A 17,479-nucleotide genomic window follows, 5' to 3' on the forward strand; every position below is an offset into this window, starting at 1 on the left:
TCCTGACGTTTATGATAGTGTACGCAGTAAGTCGGAAAATACTCCAGACGCTGTAACTTTATTACCAGCACCATAACCTCTTAATACAAGGGGTATTGGTTGATAATAATTTGTATAAAATGCTAATGCATTTTCACCGTTTTTTACTTTGTATAATGGATCATTAATATTAATTTCTTCAATTTTGACATAACATTCTCCTTTGTTTTCTATTGTTCCGACAAATCGTAATACATTACCTATATTATGTGCTTTATTAATACGATTTAAAAAAAATGTATCCAGTTTTTTTAATTGTAAAAAGAATTCATTAACACTATTACATTTTTTAAAATCAATAGGTAATATAGGTTCAATTTTTATGTCTTTTAATTCTATTTCATATCCGACTTCACGTGCTAAAATAAGCAATTTTCTAGCAACATCTATACCTGATAGATCATCATATGGATTTGGTTCAGTGAAACCTAATTCTTTAGCTTCTCTAGTAGCTTGTGATAGTAAAACACCTTCTTCTAATTTTCCAAAAATAAAAGATAAAGAACCAGATAATATACCTTTAAAACGAATGAGATTATCGCCTGTTTGAAATAATTTTTGAAGTGTTTCTATTACTGGTAATCCAGCTCCTACATTAGTTTCATATAAAAATTTTTTATTGTTTTTATAAGCTGTATGTCTGATGTTTTTATAGTAACTAAATTTGCTAGTATTAGCTTTTTTATTTGAAGTTACTACATGAAAGTTATTTTCGAGGAAATTGACGTATTGTTCAGACAAGTATTGATCAGATGTACAATCAATAATTACTGAATTTGAAAAGTGATTTTTTTTTATAAACTTATTTAAAAATTTTAAATTAAATGTTTCATTTGATTGTTTGAAATCATTTTTCCAATTACATAATTTTGTCGTATTTTCTAATATTAATATTTTTTTAGAATTGGCAATTGCTAAAAATTTAATTATTATATTTTTTTCATCGAGATATTGTTTTTGTTTTAATATTTGTGCTAATAGCTCACTGCCAATACCACCTATTCCAATTAAAAATGCATAAATAATTTTTTTATTATAAAAAAATGCATCATGAACTTTTTGCACTGCTTTTAAAATATATTTTTTTTCAATAACCAATGAAATAGAATGTTCAGAAGAGCCTTGTGCAACTGCAAGAATGTTAATATTACCTTCACCTAGAGAAGAAAAAATTTTAGAGGCAACGTTATGTTTTTGATAAATATTAGAACCAATTACAGAAAGAATAGATAAATTATTGGTTATTTGAAAACTATTTAATAGTTTATCTTTTAACTCTAATTGAAATTCTTTATTTAATGAGGATAATACTTTATCCATTTCATTATTCATAATACAAAAAATAATTTTATTTTCTGATGATGATTGAGTAAAAAGTATAATTTTAATATTATTTCTTGATAGTGTAGTAAATATACGTGGAATAATATTTCCTACATATTTTATAGAGGTTCCAGATACATTAAACATAACTATATTGTCAAGATGTGTCACGCCTTTTAAAAAATTTTTTTCAGAGTTGTTTTTTTCACAAATTAAAGTTCCATCAGATTCAACATTATTAGTATTTTTAATAAAACATGGAATTTTAAATTGAGAAATTGGTTCTATAGTACGGGGATGTAATACTTTAGCCCCAAAATACGATAGTTCCATAGCTTCTTGATATGATATTGATTTTAATAAACGAGCATTTGATACTATTCTTGGATCAGCAGTAAAGACTCCATCAACATCAGTCCAAATTTCACAACTATGAGCATTTAAACAAGAAGCTAAAACCGCTGCAGAATAATCTGAACCATTACGCCCTAAAACCACTAATTCTTTTTCTTCATTACCTGCAATAAATCCTGGCATTAAAATAATATCATTTTTATCTATTTTTATTTTATTAATACGTTTCTTAGATTCAGGTATATCAACAGTAGAATCTAAATAGTTACCTATAGATAAAAAATTTTCAATAGGATCAATAAGAGTAACACTATGATTTTTGCATTCTAATATACTTTTCATTATAAAAACTGAAAGTATTTCTCCACGAGAAATAATAATTGCTCGAATACTATCTGGACATTGTTTTAATAATACAACACCATGAATTATACTTTTTAATTCATCAAACTCTTTTTTTATAATAGTTTCTATTTTTTGATAATTAAAATCAGATTGTATTTTTAAAATATTATTAATAAGCTCAACAAATATATTTTCCACAAGATTTATTGTTTCTAATATTTTATTATTTTGAATTTTTTTTTCTATAATTGTAACTAAATAATTAGTCACATTAGCAGGTGCTGAAAGTACAACAGCAATTTGTTCAACATCTTTTTTTTGTTTTATAATATTAGCTACACATAAAAATTTTTCTGCATTAGCCAATGAAGTACCACCAAATTTTAATAATTTCATATTTTATGATTCCTTAGATTTATGTCATAAAAAACCCGCCTTAAGTATGAGCGGGTTTTTTTAAAATATATGGTCTTAGCCCACATCATGACTAGTTATAATAATTAGAATAGCTATTCCAGTGAAGAGGCTATAAATAGATATTAAGATTTTTTATGAATATATACGTTAATTTATTAGGTAATATTTTTTTCTATGAAATTTGAATCTTTTATTAAAAATTCTTCTTTAGTTCAAATTATTATAAAGTATTAGTATGATTGATGTTATATATTAAATATATTTATGTTTGATTAAAAACTTTTATATATGTGAAAAAAAGAATTTTTATTTGTTTTTAAATTTAATGCTATATTTTATTTTAAATATAAAATATAACATAAATCACATTGTGATATAGACACAATATATATTTTTGTAATTATTTTAATAGTTTAAATAATTTCTTATTTATAGTTTTTTTATTTAATTAATTTTTATAACATAATGATCATTATTAGCGCAATAGTTAAAAAAATAAAAATTTTATTTTACTATTGAATAGTATCAACTTAATTATTATACATACTGTATGTTTTAAATAAAAAAAAATCAGTATATAATTTTAACTCACATTAAGAATTTATTTAATATTATGAATCACATTATTAAAGTTATTATTTCTGAAAAAGAACTTGATATACGTGTTCGAGAATTAGGTCAAGAAATTACTAGAAAATATCGTAATAGTAAAAATAAAATGATATTAATTGCTTTATTACGTGGTTCTTTTGTATTTATAGCAGATTTATGTCGTAGAATTGATATTAAACATGAAGTAGATTTTATGACAACTTCAAGCTATGGTCGGGGAATATTATCCAGTGGTGACGTAAAAATTATAAAAGATTTAGACGAAGACATTTATAATAAAAATGTTTTAATTGTAGAAGATATTATCGATTCAGGGAAAACTTTAAGTAAAGTATCAGATATACTAAAACTTAGAAATCCAAAATCTTTATCAATTTGTACTCTTTTAGATAAACCAGAATGTCGAGAGGTTAATATTAATGTTGATTTTATAGGGTTTTCTATTCCAGATGATTTTATTGTCGGTTATGGTATTGATTATGCTCAATCTTATCGTTATTTACCATACATAGGAAAAGTAATTTTTAAAAAATAAAATATTAATTTTAACTAAAAAATATTTTTTTATTATCAATAAGACGAGTGTTACCTAACCAAACAGATGCTAAAATAATCATTTTTTGTGTTTTTTTATCTGGAATGTCTAATGTTTTATATTTATATATATTAAATATGTCGATGGAAAATCCTTTTTTTAATAATAATATCTTAGATTCATTTATAACATTTTCAATAATATTAATATTACCTTCTTGTATAATTTTTTCAGAAGTTCTTTCTATTATTTCATATAAATAAGGAGCTATTTTTATTTCTTGAGAATTTAAGTTATTATTTCTAGAGCTGAGTGCAAGTCCATTTTTTGATCGTACTATAGGTAAACTAATAATTTTTATTGCATAATTTAGTTCTTTTACAAGTGTTTGTATTATTAATAATTGTTGATAATCTTTTTCTCCGAAAAAAGAAAAATCTGGTTGTATTATATTAAATAATTTAGTGATGATTGTTGTAACGCCTTTAAAATGTCCAGGTCTAGATTGTCCTTCTACAATATCAGATAGTTTTGGTACTTGAACAAATGTTTGATTCTTTATACCATTAGGATACATTTCATGTATGTCAGGGAAAAAAAGAATATCTACATTATTGTTTTTTAAAATTGTATAATCTCTTTCGAAGGTTCTAGGATAATTTTTTAAGTCTAATAGATTATTAAATTGCATTGGATTAATAAAAATACTTACAATAACAATATCTGCGTATTTTTTTGATAATAAAATTAATTGTATATGACCATTATGTAAGTTACCCATCGTAGGGACTAGCCCTATTTTTTTATTTATTATTTTAAAATATTTGATTTTTTTACGTAAATTTTCTACATCTTTAATGATGTACATTTTTACTCCTTTTTTAAAAACTATATTTTTTATTAGGGAACATACCTGTTTTAACTTCGTGAATATATTTACTAATAGCTTCTGGAATATTTTTACTTTCAGATAAAAAATTTTTTGCAAACTTTGGTATTTTTCCTACAGTTATTCCTAATACATCTTGCATTACAAGAATTTGTCCATCAGTATGTTTACCTGCTCCTATTCCAATAACTGGAATAGATAAATTTTTAGTTATTTTTTTTGCTAATAGCTCTGGAATACACTCTAATACCAGCATTTTAATACCTGCTTCTTCCAATAAGAATGCTTCATCTATTAATCGATTTTCATCTTTTTTTTCTTTTCCTTGAATTTTATACCCACTTAAATAATTAAAGGATTGAGGTGTTAAACCTATGTGACCACAAACTAATATTGATCTACTAGATAATTCTTTAATAATTTCTATTAACCATTTTCCACCTTCTATTTTAATCATATTTGCTCCAGATTGTATTACTTTTTTTGTGTTTTTGAGAGCTTGTTTGGTATTATTATAAGACATAAAAGGTAAATCAGATAATAAGAAAGTATGAGAAGTTCCGTTTCTAACTGCTTTAGTATGATATTGAATATCTTTAATTGTTACAGGTAATGTAGAAGTATGTCCTTGTATAGTCATACCAAGAGAATCACCTACCAATATTATTGGTACGCCTTGATTAGCAAATAGTTTTGAAAAGCTAGAATCATAAGCAGTAATGGCTGCAAATTTTTTTTTGTTTTTTTTCCAATTATTTATATGCGAAATAGTAATACATTCCATATTTATCTCATTCTGTTTGAAAAATATAAAAGAAACACGAAGGATATTCGAGATTATTTGATTAATTGATCGAATATCCTTATTAAAGGATAATTTTTTTAACTAACCAGTCATTTGTTTTTCTCTAATTTCCGCTAATGTTTTGCAATCGATGCAAAGATTTGCAGTGGGTCTAGCTTCTAAACGACGAATTCCGATTTCAATACCGCAAGAGTTACAGTAACCAAAATCTTTTTCTTTTATTTTTTTTAAAGTTATCTCAATTTTTTTAATTAGTTTACGACTGCGATCTCTATTTCTTAATTCTAAACTAAATTCTTCTTCTTGTGCTGCGCGATCAATAGGATCAGGAAAATTAGTGGCTTTATCTTGCATATAGAGTAGAGTATTTTTAATTTCATCTTGTAATTGGTTCTTCCATGTTTCAAGAATTTTATAAAAGTGTAATATTTGATCTTCATTCATGTATTGTTCATCTATTTTTTTTTGATATGGTTTTAAACCTGCAATAGAAAGAACATTTAAAGATGATGTTTTTTTGTTTTTGTTTTTTTCCATAGTCCTCTCCGAAATAATTTATTTAATAAAATTAAACATTAAAGAATGTTTTCAATAAAAAATGTTTTACTTAGAACAGCATTTTAATTTATGTTTTTTGAATAGTGTATTTTGAATAAAAATTTAAACAAAATGATTTATATATTTTAGATATATAAGATGTGTACTTAATTGTTATGTCTATAAAAATTATTATAATAAATAATTTTAACATAAACTATAACTAAATATATTTTTTGTATTATTTAATATTTTGAGAAAATTTTTTTTATATATAAAATCTTTATTATTTTATAATCATTTTAAAAATAGGAATACCTATAGACATGATAAATAATAATTTTAAAAAATTTGCTTTAGGAATTGAATACGATGGAAGTTTTTATCATGGATGGCAACGTCAAAAAACAGTATCTAGTATTCAAGAAGAAGTAGAAAAAGCTTTATCTATCATAGCGAATCACAAGATAGACATTATATGCGCAGGTCGAACTGATGCTGGAGTTCATAGTGTAGGGCAAGTAGTTCATTTCAGTACTACTGCTATTAGGAAAAAATCATCTTGGACAATAGGAGCTAATAGTTATTTATCTAAACACATCTCTATTATATGGGCAAAAGAAGTTCCAGAAGATTTTCATGCACGTTATAGTGCGATTGCACGTTCGTATCGTTACATAATATATAATTATCCTTTTCGTTCTGCTATTTTTCATAATAGATTAAATCATGTGTATAAAAGTCTTAATGTAAATAAAATGCATTTTGAAGCGCAGTTTTTATTAGGAGAACATGATTTTACATCTTTTCGAGCAATTAATTGTCAGTCACATTCTTCTTGGAGAAAAATTTTAAAATTACATGTTTGGCGTTATGAGGATTGGGTCATAATTGATATTATAGCTAATTCTTTTTTATATCATATGGTTCGCAATATTGTTGGTTCTTTAATTGAAATTGGTATTTCTAAAAAAAAGTTTTGGATGAAAGAATTATTACAAAAAAAAAATAGAGCGTATGCAGGCCCTATGGCACCAGCTAAAGGTTTATATCTATCATTTGTAGAGTATCCTATACGTTTTAATTTACCAAAGAAAACATACAATCCTTTTTTTTAGATAAAAACAATATTATAATAATTTTTAAATTCTGATAATTTTTTTATGATATCTATCATTCTATGTATTAAAAAATATCATTGTTATATATCAATGGAGTAAACTTGTTTTATGTATATAAATGTAAAAAAAAAAATATTTTGATAAAAATATTTATTTTAATATTTATTTTAATTATATGTTATGGGTTTTATTTGTATAAAAAAATAGGGCAATCAATTCAAGGTAAAGTATGGAACTTTCCCGCATCAATATATGGACGTATAGTTAATTTAGAACCTGGTAATTCATATTCTCAAAAAGAAATATTAAGTCTTTTAAAAAGTACTATGTATAGAAAAGTACACACTGTGATGTTGCCAGGCGAATATAGTGTAAAAGATAATACTATAGAGTTTATAAGAAGATCTTTTGATTTCCCAGATATTAAAGAAGGTGAATTTCACACACGATTATCTTTTAAAGAAAATATTTTAACAGAAATCAAAAATATTGAAAATGATCGATGTTTTAGTTTTTTTCGTTTAGAACCTAAATTAATTACCATGTTAAAATCTCCTGAAGGAAAAAAACGTATATTTATTCCTCGTGATAAATATCCAGAAATTTTAGTTAAAACATTATTAGCTATTGAGGACAGATATTTTTATAAACATGATGGTATTAATATATCTTCTATAGGTCGAGCTTTTTTAGTAAATGCTATAGCAGGTCGTGCAATTCAAGGTGGTAGCACTCTTACCCAACAACTAGTAAAAAATCTTTTTTTAACTAATACACGTACTATTTTAAGAAAAATAAATGAAATGTATATGGCATTAATTTTAGATTGTTTTTATACAAAAGATAGAATATTAGAGCTATATTTGAATGAAGTTTATTTAGGTCAAGATGGAGATGAACAAATTAGAGGGTTTCCACTTGCAAGTATTTATTATTTTGGTCGACCGATAGATGAATTAAGCTTAGAACAGTATGCTTTATTAGTTGGAATGGTAAAGGGGGCTTCTTTATACAGTCCTTGGACTAATCCAATTTCTGCATTAAAAAGAAGAAATTTAGTGCTATTTTCATTATATCGTCAAGAATATATTACAAAAAAAATATATAAAAAATTATCTAAAAGAGCTTTGAATGTTCAATCTAAAGGAAATACTATTGCACCTCATCCTGCTTTTATACAACTTGTACGAACTGAATTAGAAAAAAAAATTACTACTCCAATAGAAAATTTTTCAGGCATAAAAATATTCACTACTCTAGATTCTATATCACAAAATGCAGTAGAGAAAGCTGTAAAAATAGAAATTCCTATTTTAAAAAAACAAAAAAAATTAAAAGATTTAGAAGTAGCTATGATAGTAGTAGATAGGTTTACTGGAGAAGTTCAAGCATTAATTGGAAGTGCTCAACCAAAATTTAATGGTTACAATCGTGCTTTGAGAGCCAGGCGTTCAATAGGTTCATTATCTAAACCCATAACGTATTTAACTGCTTTATTAGAACCAAAAAAATATCGTTTAAATACTTGGATTTCTGATCATCCTATTTCTATTAAGTTAGATAATGGTGAATACTGGATACCGCAAAACAATAATTATCATTTTAGTGGAAAAATGATGTTATTAGATGCTTTAATTAATTCAGTAAATATTCCAACAGTTAATTTAAGTATAGATATAGGTTTAAAAAAAATAGTTAATAATTGGTTGCATTTAGGTGTTGCTAAAAATCAACTTGCTCCTTTTCCATCTATATCTTTGGGAGCTATTAATTTAACACCTATTGAAATTGCACAAGTGTTTCAAATTATTGCTAATTATGGTTATAAAGCAGTATTATCTTCAGTTAGATCTGTTATATCTGACGATAATAAAATATTATATCAAAGTTTACCTCAATCAAAAAATATAGTTTCTTCTGAAGCTTCTTATTTAACATTATATGCTATGCAGCAGGTAGTAAAACATGGAACAGCTAAATTATTAGGCCAAAATTTTAATAAATTTTCTTTAGCGGGAAAAACTGGTACTACAAATAATTTAGTAGATAATTGGTTTGTAGGTATTGATGGGAAAAAAATTGTAATCACTTGGATAGGAAGAGATAATAATAAAACGACAAGATTATATAGTTCTTCTGGAGCTATGAAAATTTATCAGAAATATCTTCATTATCAAAATCCTATACCATTAATATTGAACCCTCCAAAAAATATTAACATATTTTATACAAATAAATCAGGAAAATTATTTTGTAGTAAAAACGAGCAGCATAATCGAGTATTACCTGTATGGTCTATAAACACTAAAACAATTTGTAATAATGGTGAAGTATTAGAATACTATAGTAGTGGAATAAAAAATAAAAAACCTTTTTTATTTTGGTTGAAAAATTTATTTTTATAAGAAATTAATTTAAATAGAAATTTAATATATTATTTTAAATTATATATTATATAATTTTTTGACTTTGTCTTTTTTACATTTTTTGAAGTATTTTAAAAAAATAAAATCATATTTTTTTTTAAATTAATTTAATAAAAAAATATTAATAAATATTGTAAATTCAGTAAAATATATATTGTTTTAAAGTAGTTGATTAGTTAACTTAAAAAAATAATAAAAATTTTTTAAATGTTATTTAATTTAAAAAAATTAAATATGAGAATTATAGTATGTTAATTAAATTTTTTACTAAAATATTTGGTAACCGTAACAATCGTATTCTAAAAAAATTAAAAAAAATTGTATATTCTATTAATGAATTAGAAAAAAATTTTGAAAAATTGTCAGATAAAAAATTGAAAGAACATACAAAATTATTTCGATTGCGATTAAATCAGGGTGAAACTATAGATGATATATTACCAGAAGCTTTTGCTACAGTTAGAGAAGCAAGTAAACGCGTTTTTAATATGCGTCATTTTGATGTACAAATTCTCGGAGGAATAGTTTTAAACAAAAGATGTGTTGCAGAAATGCGCACAGGTGAAGGTAAAACTTTAACTTCTACTTTACCAGCTTATTTAAATGCATTAAGTGGAAAAGGTGTTCATATAGTTACTATGAATGATTACCTAGCTCGTAGAGATGCTGAAAAAAACACTCCATTATTTCAGTTTCTTGGTTTAAAAGTAGGTTTAAATTTGTCTGAAATGTCTTTTTTCTCTAAACGAGAAGCTTATTTATCTGATATCACTTATGGTACAAATAACGAATATGGATTTGATTATTTACGTGATAATATGATTTTTTCTCCTGAAGAGAGAGTACAAAGAGAACTAAATTATGCATTAGTAGATGAAGTAGATTCAATTCTAATAGATGAAGCTAGAACACCTTTAATTATTTCAGGACCATCAGAAGATAGCTCTGAACTATATAAAGAAATTAATGCAATTGTTCCTTTTTTAATTTCTCAACAAAAAGAAGATTCAGATATTTTTCGTGGTACAGGTCATTTTTCTATTGATGAAAAAGCAAAACAAGTACATTTAACGGAAAGAGGATTAATTGAAATTGAAAAAATATTGTTTGATAAAAAATTAATGAATGCAGGTGAATCTTTATATTCTTCTAATAATATAATATTAATGCATCATGTTTTATCTGCATTGCGTGCTCATACATTATTTGTTCGAGATGTTGATTATCTTGTAAAAGATAATAACGTTATTATCGTAGATGAACATACCGGACGTAGTATGCCAGGAAGAAGATGGTCAGATGGATTACATCAGGCAATAGAGGCAAAAGAAAACGTACCAATAAAGAATGAAAATCAAACACTAGCTTCTATCACTTTTCAAAATTATTTTCGTTTGTATAAAAAAATATCAGGCATGACAGGTACTGCTTTGACTGAATCTTTTGAGTTTAGTTTAATTTATAATCTTGAAACTATTGTAATACCTACAAATAAACCTATGATACGTAAAGATATGTCTGATTTAGTATATATTACTCAAGAAGAAAAAATTAATGCGATTATTAACGATATACAAGCCTGCATCAAATTAAATAGACCAGTTCTAGTAGGTACAGTTTCTATTGAAAAATCAGAAATTATTTCTCAAGTACTAACAAGATTAAATATTAATCATAGTGTTTTAAATGCTAAGTTTCATGCAAAAGAAGCTGAAATTATAGCACAAGCAGGTAAACCTAAAGCAATTACAATTGCTACAAATATGGCTGGACGTGGTACAGATATAGTTCTTGGTGGAAACTTAGAAGTTGAATTAAATCGACATTCTAACTTAAATTTAGAAGATATAGAAAAAATTAAAAAAAAATGGCAAAAAGAACATGACTTAGTTGTTTCTGTAGGTGGATTACACATAATTGGTACTGAGCGTCATGAGTCACGTCGTATTGATAATCAATTGATAGGTCGTTCTGGTCGTCAAGGAGATAGTGGTTCTTCACGTTTTTATCTTTCAATGGAAGATCCATTAATGAGAATTTTTGCATCTGAAAAAATTGTTCAAATGATGCGAAAGTTAGGCGTATCTTTAAATGAAGCAATTGAACATCCTTGGGTAACAAAAGCAATAGAAAATGCTCAAAAAAAAGTAGAAAATCGTAATTTTGATATTAGAAAACAATTATTAGAATATGATGATATTGTTAATGAACAACGTCGTACAATTTATTTTCAACGTAATAAAATAATTGATGCAAAAGATATAAAAATAATTATTAACGATATTTTTAAAGATGTATTAACTAAGATTGTTCTTATATACATACCTCATAGTATTAAGCAAGATCAATCAAATATTTCTAATTTAGAAAAAAAAATAAATATTGATTTTCATTTAAATATTCCAATTACATACTGGTTAAAAGTACAACCTTCTTTAAAAAATAAAGATTTGATAAAAAAAATTATTAATTTTTCAAATATGAATTATCAAAACAAAGAAAAATTAATTGGTGTAAATAATATGCGAAAAATAGAAAAATCTATTATGTTGCAAACTTTAGATTCTCTTTGGAAAGAACATTTATCATCTATAGAATATTTAAGACAAGGCATTCATTTACGTGGTTACGCTCAAAAAGATCCTAAACAAGAGTATAAACGAGAATCTTTTAATATGTTTTCTGACATGTTAGAATTATTAAAATATGAAGTAGTATCATTTCTTAGCAAAATTAATTTATCTTATTCAAAAAAATATATGGATTTAAATACAATTTCAATTGTACATTCTCATAATAACATTAATCGTAATGCGCTTTGTGTGTGCGGTTCAGGAAAAAAATATAAGTATTGTCATGGTAGTTTTTAAATAATTACTTTCAAAAAAATGTTTGTCCTAATGAGAATATGTTTAATGAATTATACAAAAGTAGCTATTGGTATTATTTTAAAAAAAAATAAAGTGTATGTTACTAAAGGAAAATATAAAGAAAATATATGGGAATTTCCTGGTGGAAAAGTTAAACAAAAAGAAGATATAATTCATGCTTTAAAAAGAGAAATATTGGAAGAAGTTGGAATTAAAATATTAAAATTTTATTTTTTTAAATATATTAAACATATTTGTTTAAAAAAAAAAGAAAAGCTAAAATTATATTTTTTTTGTATTAATCAATGGAAGGGTCGACCACATAGTAGAGAAGGCTATTGTTATACTTGGATGTTTTTTGACAACCTTAAATCTTCTAATTTTCCACTTGCAAATTGCAGTGTTATAAATTCTCTAAAAAAAAATATAAATATTTTAAAATAAAAAAATGCGTTAAATATTTTTTATAAATAGTACTTAGACAACAAACAATTAAATATAAAAAATAATATTTTAATAAAATTTTGTTAAATGATTTTTTTTTATATCTATTTTATTTTTTTGATAATGTTTATGTGCTAAATATGAATAAAAATAGTTTAAATAATAAATATATTGATTTATTTTTTCTATTTTCTTTTTATTAAAAATAATATCATCTGATGCAGAAATTCTTTCTCGTCTAGTAGCTTGCTGTGAAATAATTTTTTTTGCATCTTGTATGCTAATTTTGTCTCTTTTAATTATACGTTGAATTTGATGTTTTATAGGTAAGTCTATTAAGAGTATGCGATGTACTTTTTTTTCTAATTTTTTTTCAATTAGTAATGGTACAACCCATAGGCACCAACTTGATTTTGTCAGTTTGATCTGTCTTTTACTTTCTTGAAGAATATTCGGATATAATAAATTTTCTAACCATAATCTATTATTCTGATTGTTAAATATATGTTTTCGAAGTAAAAAACGATTAATTGAGTTGTTTATATTTAATATTTTTTTCCCAAATTTTTTTTTAATAATATCAGATATTTGAGAATTATATTCAACTATATTTTTTGCAATTATATCTGTATCAATAATATTGATACCTATTTCTCTAAAACTATTAGAGATAGTAGTTTTTCCGCTACCAATGCCTCCAGTAAGTGCTACAATATAAGTCATATTTTTTAATTTTTTTATAAATAAAGATAATATATCTTATTTAAGATAAAATAAAAATGTTATTTTTATTAAATTTTATATATTTAAAATAGGATGTTGATGTTATGCGTATTGAAGAAGACATTAAATTAGGTTTTAAAGATGTTTTAATTAGACCAAAGCGTTCTACATTAAAAAGTCGTTCTCAAGTGGATCTTATTCGTAGTTTTTCTTTTAAATATTCGTCTTTTGTATGGTCTGGAATTCCTATTATTGCAGCAAATATGGATACAATAGGAACTTTTAATATGGCAAAATCTTTATCAAATTTTAATATACTTACTGCAGTTCATAAATATTATTCTCTTGAAGATTGGACACAGTTTATTCATTTATCATCTAATGATGTATTAAACCATGTTATTGTATCAATTGGAACTTCTAATTCTGATTTTATAAAAATCAAAAAAATTTTTTTATTATCTTCTGAATTAAAATATATTTGTATTGATGTTGCAAATGGTTATTCTGAGCATGTAGTATCTTTTTTAAAGTTAATAAGGGATTTTTTCCCTGATAAAATTATTTGTGCTGGAAATGTTGTAACAGGAGAAATGGTCGAAGAATTAATACTTTCTGGAGCAGACATTGTTAAAGTTGGTATTGGACCAGGATCAGTATGTACTACAAGAGTCAAAACTGGGGTTGGTTTTCCTCAATTGTCGGCAATTATAGAATGTGCTGATGCAGCACATGGATTAGGTGGACACATTATTAGTGATGGGGGGTGCACTGTTTCAGGGGATATTGCAAAAGCTTTTGGAGGAGGAGCTGATTTTGTCATGTTAGGGGGTATGTTGTCAGGTCATAAAGAATGTTCAGGTGATATCTTGGAAGAAGATTCAAAAAAATACATGTTATTTTATGGGATGAGTTCTATTTCTGCAATGAAGCGTTATACAGGTAAAATTGCAGGATATCGTGCATCCGAAGGAAAAACAGTTAAAATACCTTTTCGTGGAAATGTGAATGTTACAATACGCGATATTTTAGGAGGATTACGTTCTTCTTGTACTTATGTAGGTGCAGAAAAATTAAAAGAGTTAACAAAAAGAACTACATTTATACGAGTAACTGAACAGGAAAATTGTATTTTTAATATTTTTAAAGAATAAATTATATTTGTATAAAATTTTTATGTTTTTTAATTTTAAAAAATCAATAAAATTAACTATATTTGCATATACTTAATTTTATTGATTTTTTTTAGAGATTTATAATTAATGTTTAATCACGACAATAGTATATAAAAATTTTATTTTTTTATTATAATTTTTTTTAGATTAAATGTTAATTTAATCATTAAGTATATAATGTATAAGGAATTTATACTATGTCAGAACGTTTATATGATGATATCGATCCAATTGAAACTAGTGATTGGGTAGAGGCTATTGAATCTGTTATTCGTGAAGAAGGTCGTGAAAGAGCTCATTTTTTAATTGAACAAATTGTAAAAAAATCTAAAATAAATAGAGTAGAATTTTTTAGATCTTTTTTTACTAGTGATTACGTCAATACTATCAGTAATGAAGATGAAGTTGAATACCCAGGAAATCTAATTTTAGAAAAACGTATTTGCTCAGCTATACGTTGGAATGCCATAATGATGGTATTGCGTGCTTCGAAAAAAAATTTAGAATTAGGTGGTCATTTGTCTTCTTTTCAATCGTCTGCAACTATATATGAGGTATGTTTTAATCATTTTTTTCGAGCTAGAAATCATAAAGATGGAGGAGATTTAGTTTATTTTCAGGGTCATATTTCTCCTGGTATTTATGCTCGTTCTTTTTTAGAAGGGCGTTTGTCGGAAGAACAAATTAATAATTTTAGACAAGAAGTTGATGGAAAAGGTTTGTCTTCTTATCCCCATCCTAAATTGATGCCAGATTTTTGGCAATTTCCAACTGTATCTATGGGTTTAGGTCCGCTTTGTTCTATTTATCAAGCGAAATTTTTAAAATATCTACAAAATCGAGAATTAAAAAACACCTCGAAACAAATAGTATATGCTTTTTTAGGTGATGGTGAAATGGATGAACCAGAATCTAAAGGTGCTATTTCTATAGCTGTTCGTGAAAAACTAGACAATTTAATATTTATAATAAACTGTAATTTACAAAGATTAGATGGTCCAGTTGTAGGTAATGGAAAAATTGTCAATGAATTAGAAAGTTTTTTTTATGGAGCAGGATGGAAAGTTATAAAAGTCATATGGGGCACTAGATGGGATCCTTTATTAAAAAAAGATAAGACTGGAAAATTAATTCAATTAATGAACGAAACAATTGATGGTGATTATCAGACGCTAAAATCTAAAGATGGAGCATATGTTCGTAAATATTTTTTTGGAAAATATACAGAAACATTAAAATTAGTAGAGAACATGACTGATGAAGAAATATGGCAATTAAATAGAGGAGGACACGATTCAAAAAAAATGTTTAATGCTTTAAAAAAAGCAAAAGAAACCAAAGATAAACCAACAGTGATTTTGGCTCATACTGTGAAAGGATATGGTATGGGAGTTATTGCTGAGGGTAAAAACATTGCTCATCAAATAAAAAAAATAAATATTAATGGAATTATGCATATTCGAGATCGTTTTAATATTCCAGTATCTAATGAAGAAATAAATAATTTACCTTATGTTGTTTTTGAAAAAAATTCTCAAGAATATTGTTACATACACTCACAACGTAAAAAATTAGGTGGTTATATTCCTTTTCGTTTATCTAAGTTTACTAATGAGCTAAATTTACCAGATTTGAAAGATTTTAAATCATTGTTAGAAGAACAAAAAAAAGAGATTTCTACTACAATAGCTTTTGTACGTGTTTTAAACATAATTTTAAAAAATAATTTTATAAAAGATTTAATAGTTCCAATTATTGCAGATGAAGCACGAACTTTTGGTATGGAAGGATTATTCAGGAAAATTGGCATTTATAGTTCTAGTGGTCAAAAATATATTCCTCAAGATCGAGAACAATTAGCTTACTATAAGGAAGAAAAAAAAGGTCAAATATTACAAGAAGGGATAAATGAGCTAGGTGCTGCTGCTTCTTGGTTAGCTGCAGCTACATCTTATAGTACTAATAATTTTCCAATGATTCCATTTTATATTTATTATTCAATATTTGGTTTTCAAAGAATAGGAGATTTATTTTGGGCGGCAGGTGATCAACAAGCAAGAGGTTTTCTAATTGGTGGAACTTCAGGAAGAACTACTTTAAATGGTGAAGGTTTGCAACATGAGGATGGACATAGTCATATACAATCTTTAACTATTCCTAATTGTATATCTTATGATCCTGCTTTTGCCTATGAGGTTGCTGTAATTATACAAGATGGATTAAGGCGTATGTATGGTCCTTTACAAGAGAACATATACTATTATATTACTACAATTAATGAAAATTATTATATGCCAGCCATGCCTAAAAATGCAGAAAAAGGTATTTGTAAAGGTATTTATAAATTGAAAACTTTATATGGCACTAGTTCAAAAATACAGTTAATGGGGTCTGGTGCTATCTTACGTTCTATTTGTGAAGCTGCAGAAATTTTATTGAGAGATTATTCAATTACAACAGATATATATAGTGTTACTTCTTTTACAGAGCTAGCTAGAAATGGAGAAGATTGTGAAAGATGGAATATGTTACATCCGAATAAAAAAAATAAAATAGCATATATTAAACAAGTTATGAATAATAATCCTGCTGTTGCTGCTACTGATTATATGAAATTATTTGCTGAACAAATTCGTAATTATATTCCAACAAAACAATATTATGTATTAGGAACTGATGGTTTTGGCCGCTCAGACAGTCGTGATAAATTACGTAATCACTTTGAAGTAAATGCTCATTATATCGTAATTGCTTCTTTAAATTTATTATATAAATTAAATAATGTTAAATTAAAAACATTAGAAGATGCTATTGTTAAATTTAATATTAATCCTGATAAAATTAATCCGCGTTTAGCTTAAGAG

12 protein-coding genes are annotated in these 17,479 nt (G+C 25.3%); 7 read left to right on the forward strand and 5 right to left on the reverse strand.

The features are described from left to right. Window positions 1-9: 9 nt before the first annotated feature. Window positions 10-2,457, reverse strand: a complete 2,448-nt coding sequence (gene thrA, locus AB4W64_RS01000) for a bifunctional aspartate kinase/homoserine dehydrogenase I (RefSeq protein WP_367678196.1) — start codon at window positions 2,455-2,457, stop codon at window positions 10-12. A gap of 634 nt (window positions 2,458-3,091) precedes the next feature. Here thrA and hpt point away from each other — a divergent pair. Continuing rightward, complete coding sequence (hpt, locus tag AB4W64_RS01005) at window positions 3,092-3,625, forward strand: hypoxanthine phosphoribosyltransferase (RefSeq protein ID WP_367678197.1); 534 nt, start codon at window positions 3,092-3,094, stop codon at window positions 3,623-3,625. Between the two features lie 10 nt (window positions 3,626-3,635). Here hpt and panC read toward each other — a convergent pair whose 3' ends face one another. From panC to dksA, 3 genes are all read right to left on the reverse strand, one after another. Beyond that, window positions 3,636-4,493 (reverse strand): pantoate--beta-alanine ligase, encoded by an 858-nt coding sequence (gene panC, locus AB4W64_RS01010; RefSeq protein ID WP_367678198.1) that lies wholly within the window; start codon window positions 4,491-4,493, stop codon window positions 3,636-3,638. 13 nt (window positions 4,494-4,506) lie between these two features. Further along, window positions 4,507-5,298, reverse strand: a complete 792-nt coding sequence (panB, locus tag AB4W64_RS01015) for a 3-methyl-2-oxobutanoate hydroxymethyltransferase (protein WP_367678199.1) — start codon at window positions 5,296-5,298, stop codon at window positions 4,507-4,509. 102 nt (window positions 5,299-5,400) lie between these two features. Continuing rightward, window positions 5,401-5,856, reverse strand: a complete 456-nt coding sequence (gene dksA / locus AB4W64_RS01020; protein ID WP_367678200.1) for an RNA polymerase-binding protein DksA — start codon at window positions 5,854-5,856, stop codon at window positions 5,401-5,403. A gap of 326 nt (window positions 5,857-6,182) precedes the next feature. Between dksA and truA the strand changes: the two genes are divergently transcribed. The 4 genes from truA (at window position 6,183) to AB4W64_RS01040 (ending at window position 12,717) form a co-directional block, all read left to right on the forward strand. Beyond that, window positions 6,183-6,974, forward strand: a complete 792-nt coding sequence (truA, locus tag AB4W64_RS01025; protein ID WP_367678201.1) for a tRNA pseudouridine(38-40) synthase TruA — start codon at window positions 6,183-6,185, stop codon at window positions 6,972-6,974. A gap of 104 nt (window positions 6,975-7,078) precedes the next feature. Beyond that, the gene (mrcB, locus tag AB4W64_RS01030; RefSeq protein ID WP_367678202.1) at window positions 7,079-9,382 is read left to right on the forward strand and encodes a bifunctional glycosyl transferase/transpeptidase; all 2,304 of its coding nucleotides are present in this window, start codon (window positions 7,079-7,081) and stop codon (window positions 9,380-9,382) included. Window positions 9,383-9,651: 269 nt separating this feature from the next. Continuing rightward, window positions 9,652-12,273: a preprotein translocase subunit SecA gene (gene secA / locus AB4W64_RS01035; RefSeq protein WP_367678203.1), complete on the forward strand. Its 2,622-nt coding sequence runs from the start codon at window positions 9,652-9,654 to the stop codon at window positions 12,271-12,273. A gap of 45 nt (window positions 12,274-12,318) precedes the next feature. Next, entirely contained in the window at window positions 12,319-12,717 is a 399-nt protein-coding gene (locus AB4W64_RS01040; RefSeq protein WP_367678204.1) for an NUDIX domain-containing protein, read from the forward strand. A 69-nt stretch (window positions 12,718-12,786) separates the two neighbouring features. Here AB4W64_RS01040 and coaE read toward each other — a convergent pair whose 3' ends face one another. After that, window positions 12,787-13,440, reverse strand: coding sequence for a dephospho-CoA kinase (gene coaE / locus AB4W64_RS01045; RefSeq protein WP_367678205.1), 654 nt, complete (start codon window positions 13,438-13,440; stop codon window positions 12,787-12,789). A gap of 104 nt (window positions 13,441-13,544) precedes the next feature. Here coaE and AB4W64_RS01050 point away from each other — a divergent pair, with 104 nt between their 5' ends. Together AB4W64_RS01050 and aceE are read left to right on the forward strand one after the other, a co-directional pair. Beyond that, window positions 13,545-14,594, forward strand: a complete 1,050-nt coding sequence (locus AB4W64_RS01050; RefSeq protein ID WP_367678206.1) for a GMP reductase — start codon at window positions 13,545-13,547, stop codon at window positions 14,592-14,594. Between the two features lie 218 nt (window positions 14,595-14,812). Next, the gene (aceE, locus tag AB4W64_RS01055; protein WP_367678207.1) at window positions 14,813-17,476 is read left to right on the forward strand and encodes a pyruvate dehydrogenase (acetyl-transferring), homodimeric type; all 2,664 of its coding nucleotides are present in this window, start codon (window positions 14,813-14,815) and stop codon (window positions 17,474-17,476) included. Window positions 17,477-17,479 lie beyond the last annotated feature (3 nt).

This window comes from Buchnera aphidicola (Brachycaudus tragopogonis), assembly GCF_964059175.1.
In the GTDB taxonomy this organism is placed as follows: Bacteria; Pseudomonadota; Gammaproteobacteria; order Enterobacterales; family Enterobacteriaceae; genus Buchnera; species Buchnera aphidicola_BM.

Excerpts from the sequence above, each read along its gene's own strand:
- thrA (WP_367678196.1), bottom strand. The coding sequence starts at position 2,457 with ATGAAATTATTAAAATTTGGTGGTACTTCATTGGCTAATGCAGAAAAA.
- hpt (WP_367678197.1), top strand. The coding sequence starts at position 3,092 with ATGAATCACATTATTAAAGTTATTATTTCTGAAAAAGAACTTGATATA.
- panC (WP_367678198.1), bottom strand. The coding sequence starts at position 4,493 with ATGTACATCATTAAAGATGTAGAAAATTTACGTAAAAAAATCAAATAT.
- panB (WP_367678199.1), bottom strand. The coding sequence starts at position 5,298 with ATGGAATGTATTACTATTTCGCATATAAATAATTGGAAAAAAAACAAA.
- dksA (WP_367678200.1), bottom strand. The coding sequence starts at position 5,856 with ATGGAAAAAAACAAAAACAAAAAAACATCATCTTTAAATGTTCTTTCT.
- truA (WP_367678201.1), top strand. The coding sequence starts at position 6,183 with ATGATAAATAATAATTTTAAAAAATTTGCTTTAGGAATTGAATACGAT.
- secA (WP_367678203.1), top strand. The coding sequence starts at position 9,652 with ATGTTAATTAAATTTTTTACTAAAATATTTGGTAACCGTAACAATCGT.
- AB4W64_RS01040 (WP_367678204.1), top strand. The coding sequence starts at position 12,319 with ATGAATTATACAAAAGTAGCTATTGGTATTATTTTAAAAAAAAATAAA.
- coaE (WP_367678205.1), bottom strand. The coding sequence starts at position 13,440 with ATGACTTATATTGTAGCACTTACTGGAGGCATTGGTAGCGGAAAAACT.
- AB4W64_RS01050 (WP_367678206.1), top strand. The coding sequence starts at position 13,545 with ATGCGTATTGAAGAAGACATTAAATTAGGTTTTAAAGATGTTTTAATT.
- aceE (WP_367678207.1), top strand. The coding sequence starts at position 14,813 with ATGTCAGAACGTTTATATGATGATATCGATCCAATTGAAACTAGTGAT.